The 18,496-nt window shown below is 33.9% G+C and carries 18 protein-coding genes; 3 read left to right on the forward strand and 15 right to left on the reverse strand.

The features are described from left to right. Positions 1-20: 20 nt before the first annotated feature. The 13 genes from AC1RPJ_RS06640 to AC1RPJ_RS06700 form a co-directional block, all read right to left on the reverse strand. Positions 21-821 (reverse strand): TIGR00282 family metallophosphoesterase, encoded by an 801-nt coding sequence (locus tag AC1RPJ_RS06640; protein WP_409021448.1) that lies wholly within the window; start codon positions 819-821, stop codon positions 21-23. 100 nt (positions 822-921) lie between these two features. Further along, positions 922-2,496 (reverse strand): ribonuclease Y, encoded by a 1,575-nt coding sequence (gene rny / locus AC1RPJ_RS06645; RefSeq protein ID WP_481761847.1) that lies wholly within the window; start codon positions 2,494-2,496, stop codon positions 922-924. A gap of 147 nt (positions 2,497-2,643) precedes the next feature. Further along, positions 2,644-3,885: a competence/damage-inducible protein A gene (locus tag AC1RPJ_RS06650; RefSeq protein WP_481761848.1), complete on the reverse strand. Its 1,242-nt coding sequence runs from the start codon at positions 3,883-3,885 to the stop codon at positions 2,644-2,646. Between the two features lie 63 nt (positions 3,886-3,948). After that, positions 3,949-4,536 carry a CDP-diacylglycerol--glycerol-3-phosphate 3-phosphatidyltransferase gene (gene pgsA, locus AC1RPJ_RS06655; protein WP_481761849.1) on the reverse strand — a complete coding sequence of 196 codons (588 nt, stop codon included), beginning with the start codon at positions 4,534-4,536 and terminating at the stop codon, positions 3,949-3,951. Between the two features lie 59 nt (positions 4,537-4,595). Beyond that, positions 4,596-5,438 (reverse strand): helix-turn-helix domain-containing protein, encoded by an 843-nt coding sequence (locus AC1RPJ_RS06660; RefSeq protein ID WP_481761850.1) that lies wholly within the window; start codon positions 5,436-5,438, stop codon positions 4,596-4,598. An 88-nt stretch (positions 5,439-5,526) separates the two neighbouring features. Further along, positions 5,527-6,249, reverse strand: coding sequence for an elongation factor P 5-aminopentanone reductase (gene ymfI, locus AC1RPJ_RS06665; protein WP_481761851.1), 723 nt, complete (start codon positions 6,247-6,249; stop codon positions 5,527-5,529). Continuing rightward, entirely contained in the window at positions 6,250-7,554 is a 1,305-nt protein-coding gene (gene yfmH, locus AC1RPJ_RS06670) for an EF-P 5-aminopentanol modification-associated protein YfmH (RefSeq protein ID WP_481761852.1), read from the reverse strand. Next, positions 7,554-8,807, reverse strand: a complete 1,254-nt coding sequence (gene yfmF, locus AC1RPJ_RS06675) for an EF-P 5-aminopentanol modification-associated protein YfmF (RefSeq protein ID WP_481761853.1) — start codon at positions 8,805-8,807, stop codon at positions 7,554-7,556. The genes yfmH and yfmF overlap by 1 nt, the downstream gene beginning before the upstream one ends. A gap of 116 nt (positions 8,808-8,923) precedes the next feature. Next, a complete protein-coding gene (locus AC1RPJ_RS06680; protein ID WP_481761854.1) occupies positions 8,924-11,200 on the reverse strand; it encodes an FtsK/SpoIIIE family DNA translocase in 2,277 nt (758 codons plus the stop codon). A gap of 111 nt (positions 11,201-11,311) precedes the next feature. Beyond that, positions 11,312-11,617: a DUF1033 family protein gene (locus AC1RPJ_RS06685; protein WP_481761855.1), complete on the reverse strand. Its 306-nt coding sequence runs from the start codon at positions 11,615-11,617 to the stop codon at positions 11,312-11,314. A 120-nt stretch (positions 11,618-11,737) separates the two neighbouring features. After that, positions 11,738-12,250 (reverse strand): tRNA (uridine(34)/cytosine(34)/5-carboxymethylaminomethyluridine(34)-2'-O)-methyltransferase TrmL, encoded by a 513-nt coding sequence (trmL, locus tag AC1RPJ_RS06690; RefSeq protein WP_409021458.1) that lies wholly within the window; start codon positions 12,248-12,250, stop codon positions 11,738-11,740. A gap of 178 nt (positions 12,251-12,428) precedes the next feature. Continuing rightward, on the reverse strand, positions 12,429-13,301 hold the full coding sequence (locus AC1RPJ_RS06695) for a methyltransferase domain-containing protein (protein ID WP_481761856.1): 873 nt from the start codon (positions 13,299-13,301) through the stop codon (positions 12,429-12,431). A gap of 46 nt (positions 13,302-13,347) precedes the next feature. After that, complete coding sequence (locus AC1RPJ_RS06700; protein WP_481761863.1) at positions 13,348-13,851, reverse strand: YbaK/EbsC family protein; 504 nt, start codon at positions 13,849-13,851, stop codon at positions 13,348-13,350. Positions 13,852-14,036: 185 nt separating this feature from the next. Here AC1RPJ_RS06700 and guaC point away from each other — a divergent pair, with 185 nt between their 5' ends. After that, positions 14,037-15,014: a GMP reductase gene (guaC, locus tag AC1RPJ_RS06705; RefSeq protein WP_481761857.1), complete on the forward strand. Its 978-nt coding sequence runs from the start codon at positions 14,037-14,039 to the stop codon at positions 15,012-15,014. Between the two features lie 29 nt (positions 15,015-15,043). Here the strand turns inward: guaC and AC1RPJ_RS06710 are convergent, their stop codons facing one another. Together AC1RPJ_RS06710 and AC1RPJ_RS06715 are read right to left on the reverse strand one after the other, a co-directional pair. Further along, on the reverse strand, positions 15,044-16,222 hold the full coding sequence (locus AC1RPJ_RS06710; protein ID WP_481761858.1) for an AI-2E family transporter: 1,179 nt from the start codon (positions 16,220-16,222) through the stop codon (positions 15,044-15,046). A 14-nt stretch (positions 16,223-16,236) separates the two neighbouring features. Then, the gene (locus tag AC1RPJ_RS06715) at positions 16,237-16,590 is read right to left on the reverse strand and encodes a PTS glucitol/sorbitol transporter subunit IIA (protein ID WP_409021462.1); all 354 of its coding nucleotides are present in this window, start codon (positions 16,588-16,590) and stop codon (positions 16,237-16,239) included. A 125-nt stretch (positions 16,591-16,715) separates the two neighbouring features. On the opposite strand from AC1RPJ_RS06715, the gene AC1RPJ_RS06720 reads away from it, so the two are divergent. Continuing rightward, entirely contained in the window at positions 16,716-17,741 is a 1,026-nt protein-coding gene (locus tag AC1RPJ_RS06720) for a lactonase family protein (RefSeq protein ID WP_481761859.1), read from the forward strand. A 12-nt stretch (positions 17,742-17,753) separates the two neighbouring features. Continuing rightward, positions 17,754-18,392 carry a copper homeostasis protein CutC gene (locus AC1RPJ_RS06725; RefSeq protein ID WP_481761860.1) on the forward strand — a complete coding sequence of 213 codons (639 nt, stop codon included), beginning with the start codon at positions 17,754-17,756 and terminating at the stop codon, positions 18,390-18,392. Positions 18,393-18,496: the final 104 nt, after the last annotated feature.

Consider the following 18,496-nt stretch of genomic DNA (forward strand, 5'->3'; position numbering starts at 1 on the left):
GATGCCCTCCTATCTCTAAATTAATCCATAAAAGGATGGTCATCATTAATTAATACAGGGAATATCTTTTTAGCATGTCCCGTTTTGTCATCAATATCTATCACACAAGCAGATAACGTTTTACGACCTGTTTCATCCACTTCAAATCGTGTTGGCATTTGCGATAAAAAGCGACCAATTACATTTTCACGTTTCATTCCTAAGATACCATCGTATGGTCCTGTCATACCAACATCTGACATAAAGGCAGTTCCTTTAGGTAAAATACGCGCATCATTAGTAGGCACATGTGTATGCGTACCTACTACCGCAGATACTTGACCATCTAAGAACCATGCTATAGCTTCTTTTTCACTCGTTGTTTCAGCATGAAAATCAATAAAAATGAAATCAGTCTCTTTTTTGACTTCTTCTAAAATATCTTGAACAACTGCAAACGGATCATCTGAAGGAGACATAAAAACACGTCCTTGCAAATCAATCACAGCTAATTTTTGCTGATTAATATTAATAATTGTATGTCCAATCCCAGGTACTTGGTTTGCTGAGAAGTTAGCTGGTCTAATTAATTTTTTTGCACCACCAATAAAATCTTGAATATCTCTATTATCCCAAGTATGGTTACCCATGGTTACAACATCAGCACCTGTTTGAAGGAATGCTTTATAGACAGATTCATTAATACCTCTACCCTTCGTTGCATTTTCACCATTTACAATGGTAGCCTGTGGATGAAATTTTCTTTTTAATTTTGGTAAATACTCTTTAATCATTTGTTGACCTGAATCGCCAACGACATCTCCGACAAATAATAAACGCATGGTTGTCCTCTTTTCTTATATATAAAACTAGTTTAACATTTTTTCTTTTTAATAGACAAAAAATGATGATTTAAGAAATTAATCTTAAATCATCATTTTTTTATTTAGCATACTCAATTGCTCTTGTTTCTCGAACGACAGTCACTTTAATATGTCCTGGGTATTCGAGTTCATCTTCAATTCTGTTTTTAATATCTCGAGCTAAGACAGTTGCTTGAATATCATTAACTTCATTTGGCGTGACAATAACACGTACTTCACGACCAGCTTGAATTGCATAACTTTTCTGTACACCTTTAAATTCATGTGTAATATCTTCAAGTTTTTCAAGTCTATGAATATAATTTTCTAACGATTCACTTCGTGCGCCTGGTCTTGCAGCTGAAACAGCATCTGCCGCTGCAACAAGAATAGCAATAGTATATTTAGCTTCAACATCACCATGATGTGAAGCTATAGTGTTGATGACAACATCATTTTCTTTATACTTCTTAGCTAATTCAAGGCCAATTTCCACATGTGAACCATCAACTTCATGATCAACTGCTTTACCAATATCATGTAACAATCCTGCGCGTTTTGCTAATGTAACATCTTCACCCAATTCAGCGGCTAACACACCTGCTATTTTGGCAACTTCAATAGAATGGCTTAACACATTCTGACCATAACTTGTACGATAATTTAATCGACCAATTGTTTTAATTAAATCAGGATGAATTGTATGAAGTCCGAGATCAAAGGTTGTTTGTTCACCTAATTCACGAATTTTTTCATCCATTTCTTTACGTGATTTTTCAACCATTTCTTCGATTCGTGCCGGATGAATCCGACCATCTTGAATTAATTTTTCAAGAGTCATTTTGGCAATTTCACGACGAATTGGATCAAACCCACTTAAAACGACTGCTTCTGGCGTATCATCGATAATTAAATCAATCCCTGTTAAGGTCTCTAATGTTCGAATGTTACGTCCTTCGCGGCCAATAATACGGCCTTTCATTTCATCATTTGGCAAGGTAACTAATGAAACAGTTGTTTCAGATACCATGTCAGCTGCACTTCTTTGAATAGCTTGAGCAACTAAATCTTTAGCATTACGATCAGCTTCTGATTTAGCTTGCTTATCACTTTCCTTAATCATAACAGCTCGTTCATGACTTAATGATTCTTTCGTATCGTCCATAATAATAGTCTGTGCTTGTGTTTGTGTTAGAGAAGCAACTCTTTCAAGTTCTTCTTGTTGTTCCTGAATCAGTGAAGTAGCTTCTTGTTGTTTTGTGTCAACAAGTTTTTGGTCAGACGTTACTTTTTTCTCTTTGTTCTCAAGCGTTTGTTCTCGTTTATCTAGTGCGCCATCTTTACGATCTAAAGTTTCTTCACGTTGAATTACTCGATTTTCTTGCTTTTGAATTTCTGAACGTCGTTCCTTTAACTCATTGTCTATTTTATCACGATAACTTTGACTTTCTTCTTTAGCCTCTAAAACAGCCTCTTTTTTCTGAGTCTCAGCATCTTTCTTTGCACTTTTTAAAATACCTTCAGCCGTATGCGTTGCGACATCAAGTGTTTTTTCGAAATTTGACTTTCTATATGCAATTCCAATAAAAATTCCAACAACTAAAGCAATAATAGCGATGATAGCGAGGATTAATACGGTTGTTATAGATCCCATAAAAGTCCACCTCCGCATCATCAAATAATGATTAATTTAACTAATCATAAATTTTTAGATGTTTTTTATTTTGTTCATATACACTTTAGTATTTTACGGTTAATTGCCCCCCGCTGTCAACAACAATCCATTGCCAAATTTAATTATTTACTCATTAATTTCATCAAATATCCATTTAAGTCCACTTAGAACACTTCTTTGTCTAATTGTTTCTCTATTTCCAGCAAAATGAAATTGTTTTGCAATAACGGGACTATTTTTAATTGCTAATCCAATCCAAACCGTTCCAGCTTTCTGATTTTCAAGCTCATCTGGACCTGCAACACCAGTAAATGAAATAGCAATATTTGTTTTCATTTTATTTTGTGTTTGTTGGGCCATTTGTTTAGCGGTTTCTTCACTAACAACACCATATTTTTTAATATCTTCAGTCGAAATACCTAAAATATCAGATTTGGCTGTATTAGCATATGTTATAAATCCACCATCATAAATTTTTGAGACACCTGGTATTTCTGCTAATGTACTTTGAAATAATCCAGCTGTTAAACTTTCGGCTGCAGAAATAGATAAGTTTTTTTCAATTAATTTAGTTACAACAATATTTTGTAACGAATTGTCATCCCCATAGCCATAGAAATAATCACCAACTTTGGAAAGTACATAAATCTCCATTTCGTTAATTAATTCTACAGCTGATTTTTTGTCTGTAGGACTTGCCGTAATTCGCAAAGTGACCTCATTTGTCTTGGCGTATGGTGCAATAGTAGGATTAGTTTGTGAATCAATTATCTCTTTTAATTCAGTCACCAATTTAGATTCACCAATGCCATAAAAACGTAAAACTTTTGATTCAAGATGACTATTTAAGTTATATTCTTCTTTTAATAGCTGTTCAACTTCCTTATTAAACATTGTTTTCAATTCCTTAGGTGGTCCAGGTAATAATAAGAAATCACACGAATCACCTTTGTAAAAATCACCAACAGCCATTCCAGCATGATTTTTAATTGGTTTTGATCCTTCTATATACAAAGCTTGTAATTTGTTGTTTTCAGTCATTTGACGACCCGTTTGTGTAAAATGATCTTCTATTTTTAACATGGCGTCCTTATTTTCAACTAACTTCTCATTTAAAAATTTGGCGACCATCTGCTTCGTTAAATCGTCTTCTGTTGGTCCTAAGCCACCAGAAAGGATAACCAAATCATTTCGTTTTGAAGCCAGTTCAATTGCCTCTAACATTCGTTCTTCATTATCCCCTACAACTGTCTGATAAAATACATTTACACCTAAATCAGCTAATTTTTCAGCTAAGAAAGCACTGTTCGTATTTACAATTTGTCCTAATAATATTTCTGTACCAACCGCAATTATTTCTGCATGCATGATGTTGCCTCCTAATTTAATTAAAAAAGACTAAAACGGTTAAATGTTTTAGTCTAAATATTTTTATTTTTCAAATGAATCTGAGAAAATAGCTCTATTTTGAACAAAGTAATCAATACCTGAATAAACAGTAAAGAATAAACAAATATAAAGAAAAATGGCAGCCATAGGTACATTAATTGCTGCAAATAACACATTATTTAAAAACAATAAAATAATAGCTATCATTTGGGTTGTTGTCTTAATTTTGCCTGGCATAGCTGCAGCCATAACTTCCCCATCATTTTCAACAATAATCAATCGTAATCCTGTTACCGCAAGTTCGCGACAAACAATAATTGCAGCTACCCATGCAGGTACTTGGTTAAATGAAACAAGGATAACAAATGCAGTCATTACAAGCATTTTATCTGCCAATGGGTCTGCAAATTTGCCAAAATTAGAAACTAAATGTTGGCGACGTGCAATTTGACCATCTAAAAAATCTGTTAATGAGGCAGCTGCAAAAATAATTGCACCAATTAGATGTGTCACCTGAATCTGTGTACCAACCCAAGTAACCATTCCCCAATCAATTGGTAATAACAATACAAGCATGAAGATTGGAATTAAAATAATCCGCACAACCGTTAATTTATTTGGTAAATTCATAATGATCCCCTTTTTCAAAAATTGCCAACAACATAGTATCCGTTGTTGACAATTCTGGCTTATTTAATATTTACAGTAACTGTTCTAACTTGTAGAGTTGCATTTGTTTTCATAAAATTAAATTTTTTACCGTTAATCGTGATACTCATAGCTGGTGCATTACCAAAGCTAAAGACAAATGACTTTGTACCGGCTGGGATTGTAACAGTATCCGTTGCATCTGAGACAAGTGTTGCTTGCCATAGTTGTGTGCCATCAGCCGTAATTGAGCTCCAAGCAGCACTACCAGAAGCTACTAATTTAACTTTAGAAGTTGTTGGTGCATTTTCCATTGTGTAAACAGTGTTTGTTCCCGCATCTGAAACATATGTTAATTTTTGCGTTTTCTTATCAGATGAAGAACTAGCCTTTACTGATTCAGAACTAGAAGTTTTAGTTTTTGAGTCAGTTGAAACAGATACTTTAGAACTTGAACTTTCAATTTGAGTATCTGTATCTTTACTATTCAATGTCACACCATAAATTGTACCCAAAATCCCTAAGACAATCACAACAATAATAATTGTTGGCAAGTACGACATAAACTTATCAAAATTACCGTCTTTTGGTAGTTTAGCAGACTTTTCAGAACGTGATACTTGTTCCTTTGCAACGACTGTTTCTTGTGTATCTGGAAGTGTTTCATTGAATTCTTTTAATAATTTATCCCCATCCAAATCAACCGTCTCTGCATATTGTTTAACAAATGCTCGAACGTAAAAATCTCCTGGTAAATCAGAAAATTTTTCATCTTCAATTGCAATCAAATAACGTTTTTGAATTTTCGTCATTTGTTGTAAATCATCTAACGTATATCCTTTATTTATTCTCGCTTCTTGTAATGTTTTTCCAATTTCACTCATGTCTAATTCTCCACTTAGTTTAATAGTTAATCTTCTAACAATCAGTATAACATAATCGTCATGTCCAATTTGTTAAAATTTTATTATTTTATTTCAACCATCCGCCTGAAACATAAATCGTTTGACCGGTGAGGTACCCTGCCTCTTTGGCTAATAATTGTTTTACCCAAAATCCAATTTCTTCGGGATGTGCGAAACGTCCCATTGGAATTTCACTTGAGATATCTTTCTTTGCATCTTTCGAAAATTGTTGATTCATTTTTGTATCAACTGCGCCTGGTGCCACCACGTTAACCGTAATACCTAACGAGGCAACTTCTTTACTATAAGCATTGGCAAAGGACGATAACGCACCTTTTACAGTACTGTACAGTACTTCCATTGGGCTACCAACGCCTCCATAAATTGACCCAATAAATATAATTCGGCCAAAATGATTTTGGGCTAACTTTGGTTCCAATTTCTGAATTAATGCCAATGGTGTTTGAACTTGCATCTTCATCATTTTATCTAAATCAGACATTGGGGCTTCATTGAATAAATGGTAAGAAGTTGTTCCTTCAGCAAATATTACAGCATCTACGGCAAATAGTTGGGATATCACTGGATCAACATTAGTCGCTGTCATATCAAATTGTAACGGCAAAAAATCTTGTTTTGGATATTTTCCCCTCAACTCTTGTGTTAATCCCATAATTGCTTCATCATTTTGATAATAATGCATTGTTAGCGACCAACCAATATCTGCCAATTGTCTTGCAATCATTTGACCAATATCACCAGACGCTCCAAAGATAACTGCCCAACTCATTTAATCATCCTCTTTAGCCATAATTTGGTAGACACTAATTGCTTCAGAACGAATAAAATCTTTAGCTCCTTGGCGAACTTGATCTAATGTCATATTTTCAATAATTGGTGCCCTATCAAAAACAGTGGCATCATCAAACAAATCACCATCATACTGATTTGCAATGCTCTCAAGTGAGTTCATCGATTGAATGGATTGACCTAACATTTCACGTTTAGCCAATTCAAACTGGGCCTCAGCCCCTGAAAGGTACTCTGACGCATTCTCTAAAATATGAATAATGGCATCCGATAACTTTTGAGGGTCATCAGTATCACCACTAATACTTGCAAAATGGAAGCCACGTTCAATTTCAAATTCATAGCCAAAGGAATCATCTAACGTCCCTTCATCATATAATTTCATATATTGAGGGGCCGTGTCACCAAACAAAAGATAAAGAAGCATATGGATTGTCTCTTTGTATTTCAAGCCGTTACGGCCTTCTGGAACATTATCTAATCCTTTTATACCAACAATTGTTTTAGCACGTTGAATGGCCATCTCAGTTGCACGATATGGCATGATGTCTGAACCGTCTACTTGAGTTTCTGGAATTAATCGTTTAATTGTTTCTGCTGCTTCTGGAAACTTTTTATGATTTTGATTATTTTTAATTAAATCTAAAGTTTCTTCTGGATCAACATTTCCTACAATAAATAAATTCATATTACTTGGATGATAAAATGTTTCATAGCACTTATATAAATCATCTGCCGTAATTTTATCGATTGATTCAATTGTTCCAGCGATATCACTGCTAACCGGGTGATTTGGGTAAAGGTTACCTAAAATACCAAAGTATAAACGCCAATTAGGATCGTCGTCATACATTTGAATTTCCTGTCCAATAATTCCCTTTTCTTTTTCAACTGTTTCAGGTGTAAAATACGGATCTTGCACAAAATCTAGTAATGTTTCAATGTTTTCAGGAACATGATTAGAGCTTGAAAATAAGTAGCTCGTTCGTGTAAAGCTTGTGAAAGCATTTGCACTAGCACCATATTCTCCAAATAAATCAAACGCATCATGATCTGCTTTTTCAAACATTTTATGTTCTAAAAAATGGGCGATACCATCCGGTACATGAACAACATCTTCTTCACCAATTGGTACAAATACACTATCAACTGAGCCATAATTTGTTGTGAATATACCATAAGTTTTATGAAAACCTTTACGAGGTAATATATTTACTTTCAAGCCATTTTCCAAAGTTTCTGTATATAATATTTCGTCAAACTGCGGGTATTCTAATGTTTTCATTAATTAATTTCCCCATTCAAAAAGAAGATTGCTTGTAATTTAACATTACGAGCGATAGCTTGAACGGCAGCTTTATCCACGCTATTAATGCCGTCTATCCACTCTGTTGCACTAACTTCTGTGCTTGTTAATTGATCAATCATCGATTGATTAATTAACGCCATTTGTGAGTCAAGACTACTTTGATATTGGTTAATCATTGTCATTTTTGTTTTATTTAATAGTTCATCACTAATGTCACCTGCGATAATATCATCTAATTGTTGTTGAACAATTTCGATAACTTTATCTTTATTTTGTGGTTCAATGCCTGTTTGTACAGTTAAAATACCTCTAAATGTATCTAACGAGCTACTTGCATAATAAGCCAAACTAGCTTTCTCACGAACATTTACAAATAACTTAGCTAGTGGTGAACCGCCAAAAACGCCATTGAAAATAAGACCCGCATAGTACCCATTTTCTCTGTAATAAACTGGTAACTGATATGCCAGATTTAATTTACCCTGAGTCACTGCTTGCGTTTCTGTTTTAGTCACAACTTCTTTAATAGCTTGATCATAGAATATAGGTATCATTTTAAAATCTCGAGGTTTAAAAGGCAACGTTTTAACAATAGTTTCAGTTTCTGATTCATCTAATTCACCAAGGACGAAAATGTCTACTCGATTAGTTGTAAGCATTTGTTTGTAGTAATCAAATAAGCTAGTTGCAGTTATCTTTTCAATATCTTCTACAGTCCCATAGCTAGGAATAGCTTGATCGTTTTGAAAGTAAAGTTTCTGTAATTCTAATCCTGCGTACGATTGTTTATCATCACTAATACTTCTGATAGACATCATCAAATTTTCCTTTTGGCGTTTAAATGTTTCTTCGTCAAAATGGCCATCAGTCACATTCGGATTGAAAATAATTTCTTTGATAAAAGCAAATATTTTTTTTAAACTTTCTGTTTTATGTTCTAAGAATTTATCGTTTACACCGTTTAAAATTAAACTTATTAAGTGAAAGTTTCCTTTTTTACTAACAGTGATACCAAAACTTGCACCATAAAGTTCTGATAATTTTTCGGCTAATTTTTGTTGAGATGGATATTCTGCACTACTAATTTCTAATAAGTTAGCTAATAGCATACGTTCTGCAGATTCTTTTCCGGTTAAAGGTGCTATAAAATTAATAACGATTCTATTCGTTTTAAATTGACTATTTTCAATAACAGTTAAGTTGACACCTGTTTCTAATTGTTTACGCACGAAAATGTGCCTCCTTTTAAATCGGATGTTCTTTTACCATGATAATTGAAAGACTAGTGAAACACAAATTTAATTGTTTCGTAATCTGTTTAGGCTAAACAAAAAAACTGAAAGCCCTAATTAGGACCATCAGTTTCTTCATTTATCAACACTTTGCGCGGCTTACTTCCCTCTGGCGGTCCAACGATTCCTTTTGCTTCCATTTCATCAACAATTCTAGCAGCTCGATTGTAGCCAATCCTAAAACGTCTCTGTAACATGGATACACTGCAAGATTGTTCATGAGTCACTAATTTAACAGCGTCCCCAAATAATTCGTCTTCTGAATCAGACGCTGATCCTGAGTTAGCTGTTTCTTCATCAGTCACAATCATCGTTTCATCGTATTGTGGTTCTTGCTGATTTTTAATAAACGAAATAACACTTTCAACATCTTTATCTGAAATGTAAGCATCTTGTACACGAATGGGTTTATTTAGCCCCATTGGTAGGAATAACATATCCCCACGACCTAAAAGCTTTTCAGCACCATTACTATCAATAATTGTTCTCGAGTCAATCCCACTGGAAACAGCGAAAGCCATACGTGATGGTACGTTAGCTTTAATCAATCCTGTGATAACATCAACAGATGGACGTTGCGTTGCCAAAATCATATGGATTCCAGCTGCTCGAGCCATTTGTGCTAAACGAATAATCGCATCTTCAACCTCATTCGAGGCTACCATCATTAAATCTGCCAATTCATCAACAATGACAACAATATAAGGTAACGTTGCTCTTTTTTGTCCGTCATCTGCGTTTTCTTGCATAATCATTTGATTATATCCAGAAATATTACGTTGACTAGCATCTGCAAACAATTCGTAGCGTCGCTCCATTTCAGAAACAACCTTATGTAAAGCTCGTGATGCTTTTTTAGGATTTGTAACAACCGGCGTTAATAGATGTGGAATACCATTATAGACACCTAACTCTACTTTTTTAGGATCAATCAACATAAACTTAACCTGATTTGGTTTCGTATTCATCAATAAACTTGTGATAATGCCATTAATTGCAACTGACTTACCACTACCAGTTGAGCCAGCAATCAATAAATGCGGCATCGTTGTTAAATCTGCTGTTACCAATTGGCCTGAAACATCGCGACCTAAAGGAACTTCGAGAACTTTATCTGGTGTTGGATTCTTTTGTTGAGATTCAATCACATCCCTGAATGAAACCATTGATACTTTAGAATTTGGTACTTCAATCCCAATAAGTGATTTTCCAGGAATTGGTGCTTCAATTCGAATATCTTTGGCAGCAAGTGCTAAGGCTAAGTCATCCGCAAGGTTAACAATTTTACTAACTTTAACACCAATTGCCGGATGTAATTCATATTCAGTAACAGATGGTCCTAAACTCACACTTTTAATTTCAACATCAACACCAAAGCTTTCAAATGTTTGCTTCAATATTTTTGTGTTTTTTTCAATTGTTTTATATTCGCCACTTTGGTCTTCTTTTGGAATTTTTGTAAGTAATGTAACTGGTGGTAATTGGTAATCTTCATTATCATCAGCCACTGTACTTGATATTATCTTAGGATCATCTTCTGAATCTAATTCTGAATCTGGTTCTTGTTGCGTAATGATAGGTGGTTCATCAACGGTCACTTCTCGTTCAGTTTTTATTTCCTTTTCTTCAGTTCTATGGTCAATTACAGGTTTTAATTCTTCTTCATCTTGTTCTGCTTTATTTTCTTTTCTTTCTTCTTTAAAACTATCTATTGCTACTTTCATTCGGCGAAAACCTTCTCTTGTCCAAGCAATAATTACGTTTAGATAGCGTTGAACAGTATACATAACTTCTGAAAAAGAGAGATCAAAAAAAATAAATAATCCGGCTAAGATGAAAAGTACACTAACAATATAGGTGCCTGCTTGTGAAATTAAGAAGTACGATAATTGGTATAAGCTTGCCCCTATCATTCCACCGCCAACTGTTGAACTAACTGCAGATTGTCGAAAATCGGAAACAAGTGTCTGCCATGTATATTGAATAAATTGGCTATGCACCGATGAGTGCCCAACAAACCAGGCTTCAAGAAAGACTAAAACACCAACATATAAAATAACGGATCCCCAATTAATTCTTTTCTTAACTTTGGGCTCTTTTCCCATAATCATTAAGTAACTTCCATATACACCGAGAATTAATAATGCGAATTGATATGTATTACCAACAAACAAACGGAAAACGTTAGCAAATAAAGCACCCAAATATCCCAGTGCTAGCACACCAAATATTCCAAACAATAAAAATATAACACCAATTATATTTTTAGAAAATTTGTATTGAACTGTTTTTTTTGTTGTTCTTTTTTTTCTTTTCTTTTTTTGAGCCAAAACAGTTCCTCCTTCTGTTAAAATAGATACTCAATTATACCATATCTTAATTACCTTCCGTGTCATTGTCTAGTCATTTCCACAAAAAGAGAGTTAATAACAATTATGTTATTAACTCTCTTTTTTGGCTGTAATTTCTTTGCCATCTTTAACTAACAGTAACCCTTGATATAACTGTAAATCATCACCACAATCTGAACAATAATCCATTTGTTCCTCATTCCAAAATGCTGTCAAAAATTGACGTTTACTTTTTTGATGGCTAAATTCAGTGGTAAATGCGCTAGATTGTTCCTCAAAAAAAGCCATCGCTTCATCCATTGAATCAAAATCAACTGTTTTTTGAATATGACTTTTCCAATCATCAAAAAACCACCATGGTTCATCAAATCCAAACATTGTTATTACTTGAAACAAGTTAGCTCACACCCTTCCATTTTATAAAATGACTGTTCATCATAAATACCGGTTTATTTCTTAACCCGAAGCAAGTATAACCCATTTATGAATTTCTAGTCTATAAAATGCTCAAGCTACTTATTTTAGCTTATCATTTTCATACGTGTGTGTTTTATCTAGATTTAAAAAGTCTTGTTGTCTAAGTGTTTCATAAATTACAATAGCAGCTGAATTAGATAAGTTTAAGGCACGAATGTGCGTATCATCTTGTGGAATTCGGATTGCTTTCTCTTCATTTTGGCGCATAAAGTTTTCAGGAAGACCTGTTGTCTCTTTACCAAACAAGAAGTAATAGTCCTTATTCACATCAGAATAATCTACTTGTGAATAAGTTTGCGGTGCAAATTTTGAAACCAAAAAAAGTTGTTTCTGATCTGGAATAGATGCTAAAAAATCTTGTAAATTTTTATGATACGTAATTTTTACTTTATCCCAATAGTCTAGTCCAGCACGTTTTAAATATTTATCGTCTGTTGAAAATCCTAAGGGCTCAATTAAATGTAGTTCAGTATCCGTTCCAGCACAAGTTCTAGCAATATTACCTGTATTAGCAGGCATAAGTGGTTCAAATAATGCAATATGATTCGTCAAAAATTAACATCCTTTCAAAAAATCGTTATTATTTTAGGCAACAAAAAAACGCATCATTTCGGTGTGGGCACGGCGAAAAGATACGTTAATGAAGATCAATTTCCAGAAGCTGACAACATCGTCGACAGTCTCTAAACAACCGAATTCGTATACTCATAATACCACAGCAATTTATTCGTTACAACACTGATTCTAACTTATTTTTACGATATTTTAATAGTGTAACGTCAACCGTAATTTTGGTTAAAGGTTGTTTTTTAGCTTTAGCCTGATTATCTGTTGTAGCTCCCCAATGTAAAGGAGTCATTTCGAGTAAGGCAGGAAACAAGCCTTCTGGAATATCGAATTGATAACTAATTGTAATTTGTTCAGAGTCAGGATAATTTTCTTTAAACAGATTTAAAACCTTTTCATTACTATAACTCCTATTATGACTCTCTTCGTTATATAGAAGTTCGCGTAATTCAACTAAGTAATTTGAATTTGGAATGATTTTTAATAACTGCCCGCCATCCTTTAATACTCGATCAAATTCTGTATAAGCAGAAGGCGAAAAAATATCAATAATTGTTGAAAATGACTTATTATTAAATGGTAGTTTAGCCAAATCAGCAATACAATAAAAAGCATCTGTCTCTTGTTGTGTCGCATAATTGATTGCATCTTTTGAAATATCAAATCCAACGTAAGTGTCTTTAGCATTTTGGCGTGTTACTTCTATATCATGAAGTGGTGTTCCCTCTCCACAACCTACATCCATAATTGTTTCTTCTTCATCAGAAAGCTGCTCAAGAATTTTATCCGTAATCGGTTTAAACAAGCCTGCTTGTAATAACTGTCTCCTTGCTAACCACATATCCAATTCATAATCACTTTTAACCCCATGATTCAAGAAAAAAAGAGTTCCTTTTTTTGATAAATCTATTTGATGATTTTCAGGGCAAAACATCGTCTGGCCTTCAACTTTACTGTAGGGGTTTAAGCAGACAGGACATCTAAATAAATCGATTTTATTTTTTAAAAATACGGCACTTTTCTCAATTTTTTTCAATTTACACTTATTCCTTTTTATCGTTTATTTTACATTCAATAGCTATTTATTTTTCAATGTTAATGTAATGACCTTTAACCAATTCAACAAGTTCTTCACGTTTTACGCCAACAGAACGACCAACTTTACCAGCTGAAACCCAAATTTTATCGAACTCTTGAATTCGTTCATCAAAATAAATGGGAAATCCTTTTCGAACATTAATTCCAATTGGTGTATTTGCGCCATGAACGTAACCAGTAATATTGATTAAATTTTTATTATCTGCTAAATGCAATTGTTTTTCATTTAATTCACGTGCTACTAATTTTAAATCAATTTCAAAAGTAATAGGAAGGCAAACAACTACGTAATCTCTATCACCGTTACTTCCCTGTAAAACAATTGTTTTTAAAATACTTCTTTCATCCGTTCCTAGTTCTTTAGCTTCTTTGCTTGAATCCATTTGTCGACCACCTAAAAAATCAAAAGTATAGCTCTCAAATTCAATATGATTTTGATCTAAAATGCGTTCGTCATTTGTTTTTTTTACTTTTTCTTTTTTTGCGATAATAATCACTCCCAAAATAATTATAGCACGACGTCTATCTCTTCACGTATTCTTATTTAATTTTCGATTTATTTCAAAAATATGTTGACTAAATTCGCTAAATAGCGTAAATTATCAGTTGGTTACTGATAATAATTTAATAAATACTAAAAATAGTTCGTGTTTAAAAGAAATGGGGAAATATTATGCCAGTTTTTGATTATGAAGATATTCAGCTCGTCCCTAACAAATGTATTGTAAATAGCCGTTCCGAAGTCGATACATCTATTCAATTTGGCCCTCGCCGTTTTAAACTACCCGTTGTACCTGCGAATATGCAGACAATTATCGATGAACCGTTAGCAGAATGGCTTGCATCAAATGACTATTTCTATGTCATGCACCGTTTCGATGAAGAGAGTCGCTTACCTTTCGTCAAAAAAATGCATGCAAAAGGTTTGTTTGCTTCTATTAGTGTTGGCGTTAAACCACATGAATGGGCATTAATTGAAGAGCTTGCCGATGCTGATTTAATTCCAGAATATATAACAATTGATGTGGCGCATGGCCACGCACAAAGTGTCATTGATTTAATTCATCATATTAAAAAATGGTTACCAGAGTCATTTCTAATTGCTGGAAATGTTGGCACACCTGAAGGCGTTAGAGAACTAGAAAATGCTGGTGCAGATGCAACTAAGGTTGGTATTGGACCCGGAAAAGTTTGCATCACTAAAATTAAAACTGGATTCGGTACCGGCGGGTGGCAATTAGCCGCTCTTAGATTATGTTCTAAAGCAGCAAGTAAACCAATTATCACTGATGGTGGTATAAGAACTCATGGTGATATTGCTAAGTCAGTCAGATTTGGGGCCTCAATGTGTATGATTGGTTCACTCTTTGCTGGTCACAAACAAAGTCCTGGTGATTTAATTGAAAAAGATGGTAATCTATTTAAAAGTTATTTTGGCTCTGCCTCTGAATATCAAAAAGGTAGCCACACTAATGTTGAAGGTAAAAAAATGCTCGTTCCTTTTAAAGGTGACATTCATGAAACTTTACTTGAAATGCAACAAGATTTACAATCTTCAATTTCTTATGCTGGTGGTAATTCTCTCTCTGCACTTGAAAAAGTCGATTATGTAATTGTTAAAAATTCAATTTTTAACGGTGATACGCTTTAATCAAAAAAGTTAGACAAAATAAAATTTGTCTAACTTTTTTGATTATCTTTATTCGTTTTCTCTGATTCGTCATACAAACCAGAATCCTTTTTATACCATACAAAAATCCGCGTTACAATAACTTTTAGAATTGCATATCCTGGGATTCCAAAAATAACACCTATTAATCCAAAAACCCGTCCCGAACCTAATAAAACAATTAAAATTGTAACGGGATGGATTGCTAAACTACTTCCAAGAATCAATGGAGAAATCAATCTTGCTTCAATTGTTTGTTCAACAATAAAAACAACAATAACCTTTATCAACATAATTGGTGACACGAAAGCAGCAATTACTAGTGCAGGAATCATCGCTAGAAAAGAGCCTAAATAAGGAATTAAATTCAAAAAACCTGCCAAAATCCCTAACGTTAAAGCAAACTTAAGACCAACTACTGAAAAACCAATAACAAATAATATGGCCACAAAGAATGCTACCGTTAACTGACCTCGGATATATTGACTGACTTGTAAATTAATTTCATCTAATAATTCAATGATTGATTTGCGATATCTTACTGGGAAAAAATTTGATAAATACTCAGGTAAATCGTGCCCATCTTTTAATAAATAAAATAAGATAAAGGGTGCTGTTACTAATCCAATGATAAATGTCGTTACAGTACCAACAACGCTACCTAAAGAATCAACTGTTGATCCAATAACTGAGCTCGCTTTTTTGGATACTGTTCCTACGATATCTGTATTTATTTTTTCAATTGAAGTTTTAATAGTATCAAATAAAGATGACGACATAAAATCATTCGTTTGATGTGTGATATTTGACCAATACGTCGGCCAATTTTTAATAATACTAATTGTTTGTGTTTGTACAGCAGGAATCAAAACGACAATCCCCCATACTAAAAACCCAGAAATTACTATAAATACAACTGTAATAACCAAACTTCGATTCAATTTAAAGCGCGTTTCACAAAAATCTATCAATGGGGATATTAAATAATACAGCACGCCAGCTAAAACAATTGGGAAGCCAATAATGCTTAATAACTCTCCAATTGGTGCGAAAAACCAGCCCACTTGTGCTAACATAAAAATAATTAGCAAACTTAACAAAACAATTGATAAAATGCTAACTGTTTTATTATTAACAACCCATTTCCAAAACCATGATCGTTGTGAAGTCGATTTTTCATTTGGGAGCATTTTAATCTACTCCTTTACTTATACGTGATTGTATTACCGACTTTAAAAGTTGGCAATACATGCGGTGTTAAATAAATACCATTTGGTTGTGGATGTTCTGGAACTTCCATAAAGAACAAGGTAGCATGCCCAACCGACTCAAAATTACTTGAAACTAACTCTCCAGCGAAATCAATTTTATAAGTTTGTTCATTAATAATCATTTCATCACCTGTTTTTGGCGAAATAATTTTTTTATCATCTTCAAATGATTGAATGACAGAAACTTGTCTTAAATCATCCGTTGCACTCTGATTGAAAAGGATAACAATAGGTTCCTTTTTTGAGATGGCATCTTTTCCAATTTCTTCAATTCTTGCTGTAATCATACTTTATCGTCTCCCTTATCCTTTATAGTTACCTATAATTATAGCATAGTCCCCAGTATAAATAATAACGTTTACAAAAATATATGATATAATATTGACAATATCATGAGGAGGTATTTGTAACTATGAAAGAGACTATTTTGTTTGGTACATATACAAAAAAGACAAGTACTGGTATCCAACGAGCTCAACTTGATACAATTGAAAAAAAAGTTTCTAACGCTACACCCTATATAAAGGTTGAAAATCCAACTTATCTCACGAAATCGGACAAAGGTGTCTTATATACCGTTTCAAAGAGGTCAGATTTAGGTGGTATATCAGCCTTTACCCTTGCATCAGAAAATCCCCAATTTTTAAATGACGTTTCAGCTGAAGGCGCTCCGCCTGCTTACGTTGCTGTTGATAATAACCGTCAATTAGTCTACAGCTCAAACTACCATAAGGGTCTTATTTCCATTTCAAAAATTCAAACTGATGGCTCATTAGCTCTTATTAATGAAGTTACAAATGAAGGTCATGGTCCAAAACCAGAACAAACAAGCTCTCATATTCATTTCACTGATTTAACACCAGACAATAGGTTAGTTGTTTGTGACCTTGGAACTGATCAAGTGTTAACTTTTGATGTGTCAGATAATGGTGCTATTAAACAAATTGCTGAGTATCGTTCAGAGCCTGGGTTCGGTTCTCGTCATATTGTTTTCCATAAAAATGGAAAATTAGCATACTTAGCTGGAGAGCTCTCAAGTGAAGTTTCGTTACTTAGCTACAATCAAACGGATGGTTCATTTAAAGAGATTCAAACACTTTCATCAATTCCATCTGATTGGAATGCTCATAACGGAATTGCTGCTATTCGCATTTCTAAAGATAGCCGCTTTTTGTATGTCTCTAATCGCGGAAACAACTCAATTGCTTGTTATTCACTTGCTGTTGATGGCACAATGACACTTATTCAACTTATTTCAACTGAAGGTGACTTTCCTCGTGATTTCAGTTTAAATAAAACAGAACAATTTTTGGTTGTTGCTAACCAAAACACTGATAATGCTACCTTATTCGAACGTGATTCAACCTCTGGTAAATTAACTTTACTTCAAAAAGATATTGCCGTTCCAGAATCCGTTTGCGTTTATTTTGAAAATTAGGAGAAATTAAATTTGTTAATTAAAGAAGTTGCAGTTGAAAATTTTACTGATATCCCAAAACAATTTGCCGCTGGTGCTAATCGTTTTGAACTTTGCGATAATCTTGCTGTCGGTGGTACAACTGTCAGTAAAGGTGTTATGTCTGAAACAATGCGTTATGCACAGGACAATGAAGTCCCTGTAATGGCAATGATTCGTCCCCGTGGCGGAAATTTCGTTTATAACGATACCGAATTAAAAATTATGGAGGCTGATTTATTTCAGGCTCAACAACTTGGTGTAGATGGCGTCGTATTTGGCGCTTTAGATACGAATAATAACTTAGACATAGAGGCGATGGAGTTTTTAATTGCAGCAAGTGGTGGCATGCAAATCACTTTCCATATGGCTTTTGATGAAATTCCTAATAATGCACAACTTGATGCGCTATCTTGGTTAGCAGAGCATGATATCGATCGTGTTTTAACGCATGGCGGATCACTTGATAAGCCTATCGAGGAAACGTTACCCCACCTCAAAGAAATTATTGACTGGTCAAACGGTCTCATTAAAATTGTTCCAGGTGGCGGTATTACACTTGATAATGTTGATACTATTGCTGCTAAATTAAACGTTAAAGAGCTTCATGGTACAAAAATAATTTTAAAATAATCATCTAAAAAGGTTCCAACAACTTCATGTACTAGGCCCTGTCAAGTTGACGGATGAAATAATATAAAATTTAATATGTTTCTAAATGGCTTTATCCCAGTATT

Source organism: Dellaglioa sp. CoH-57-MRSF-17 (genome assembly GCF_056782015.1).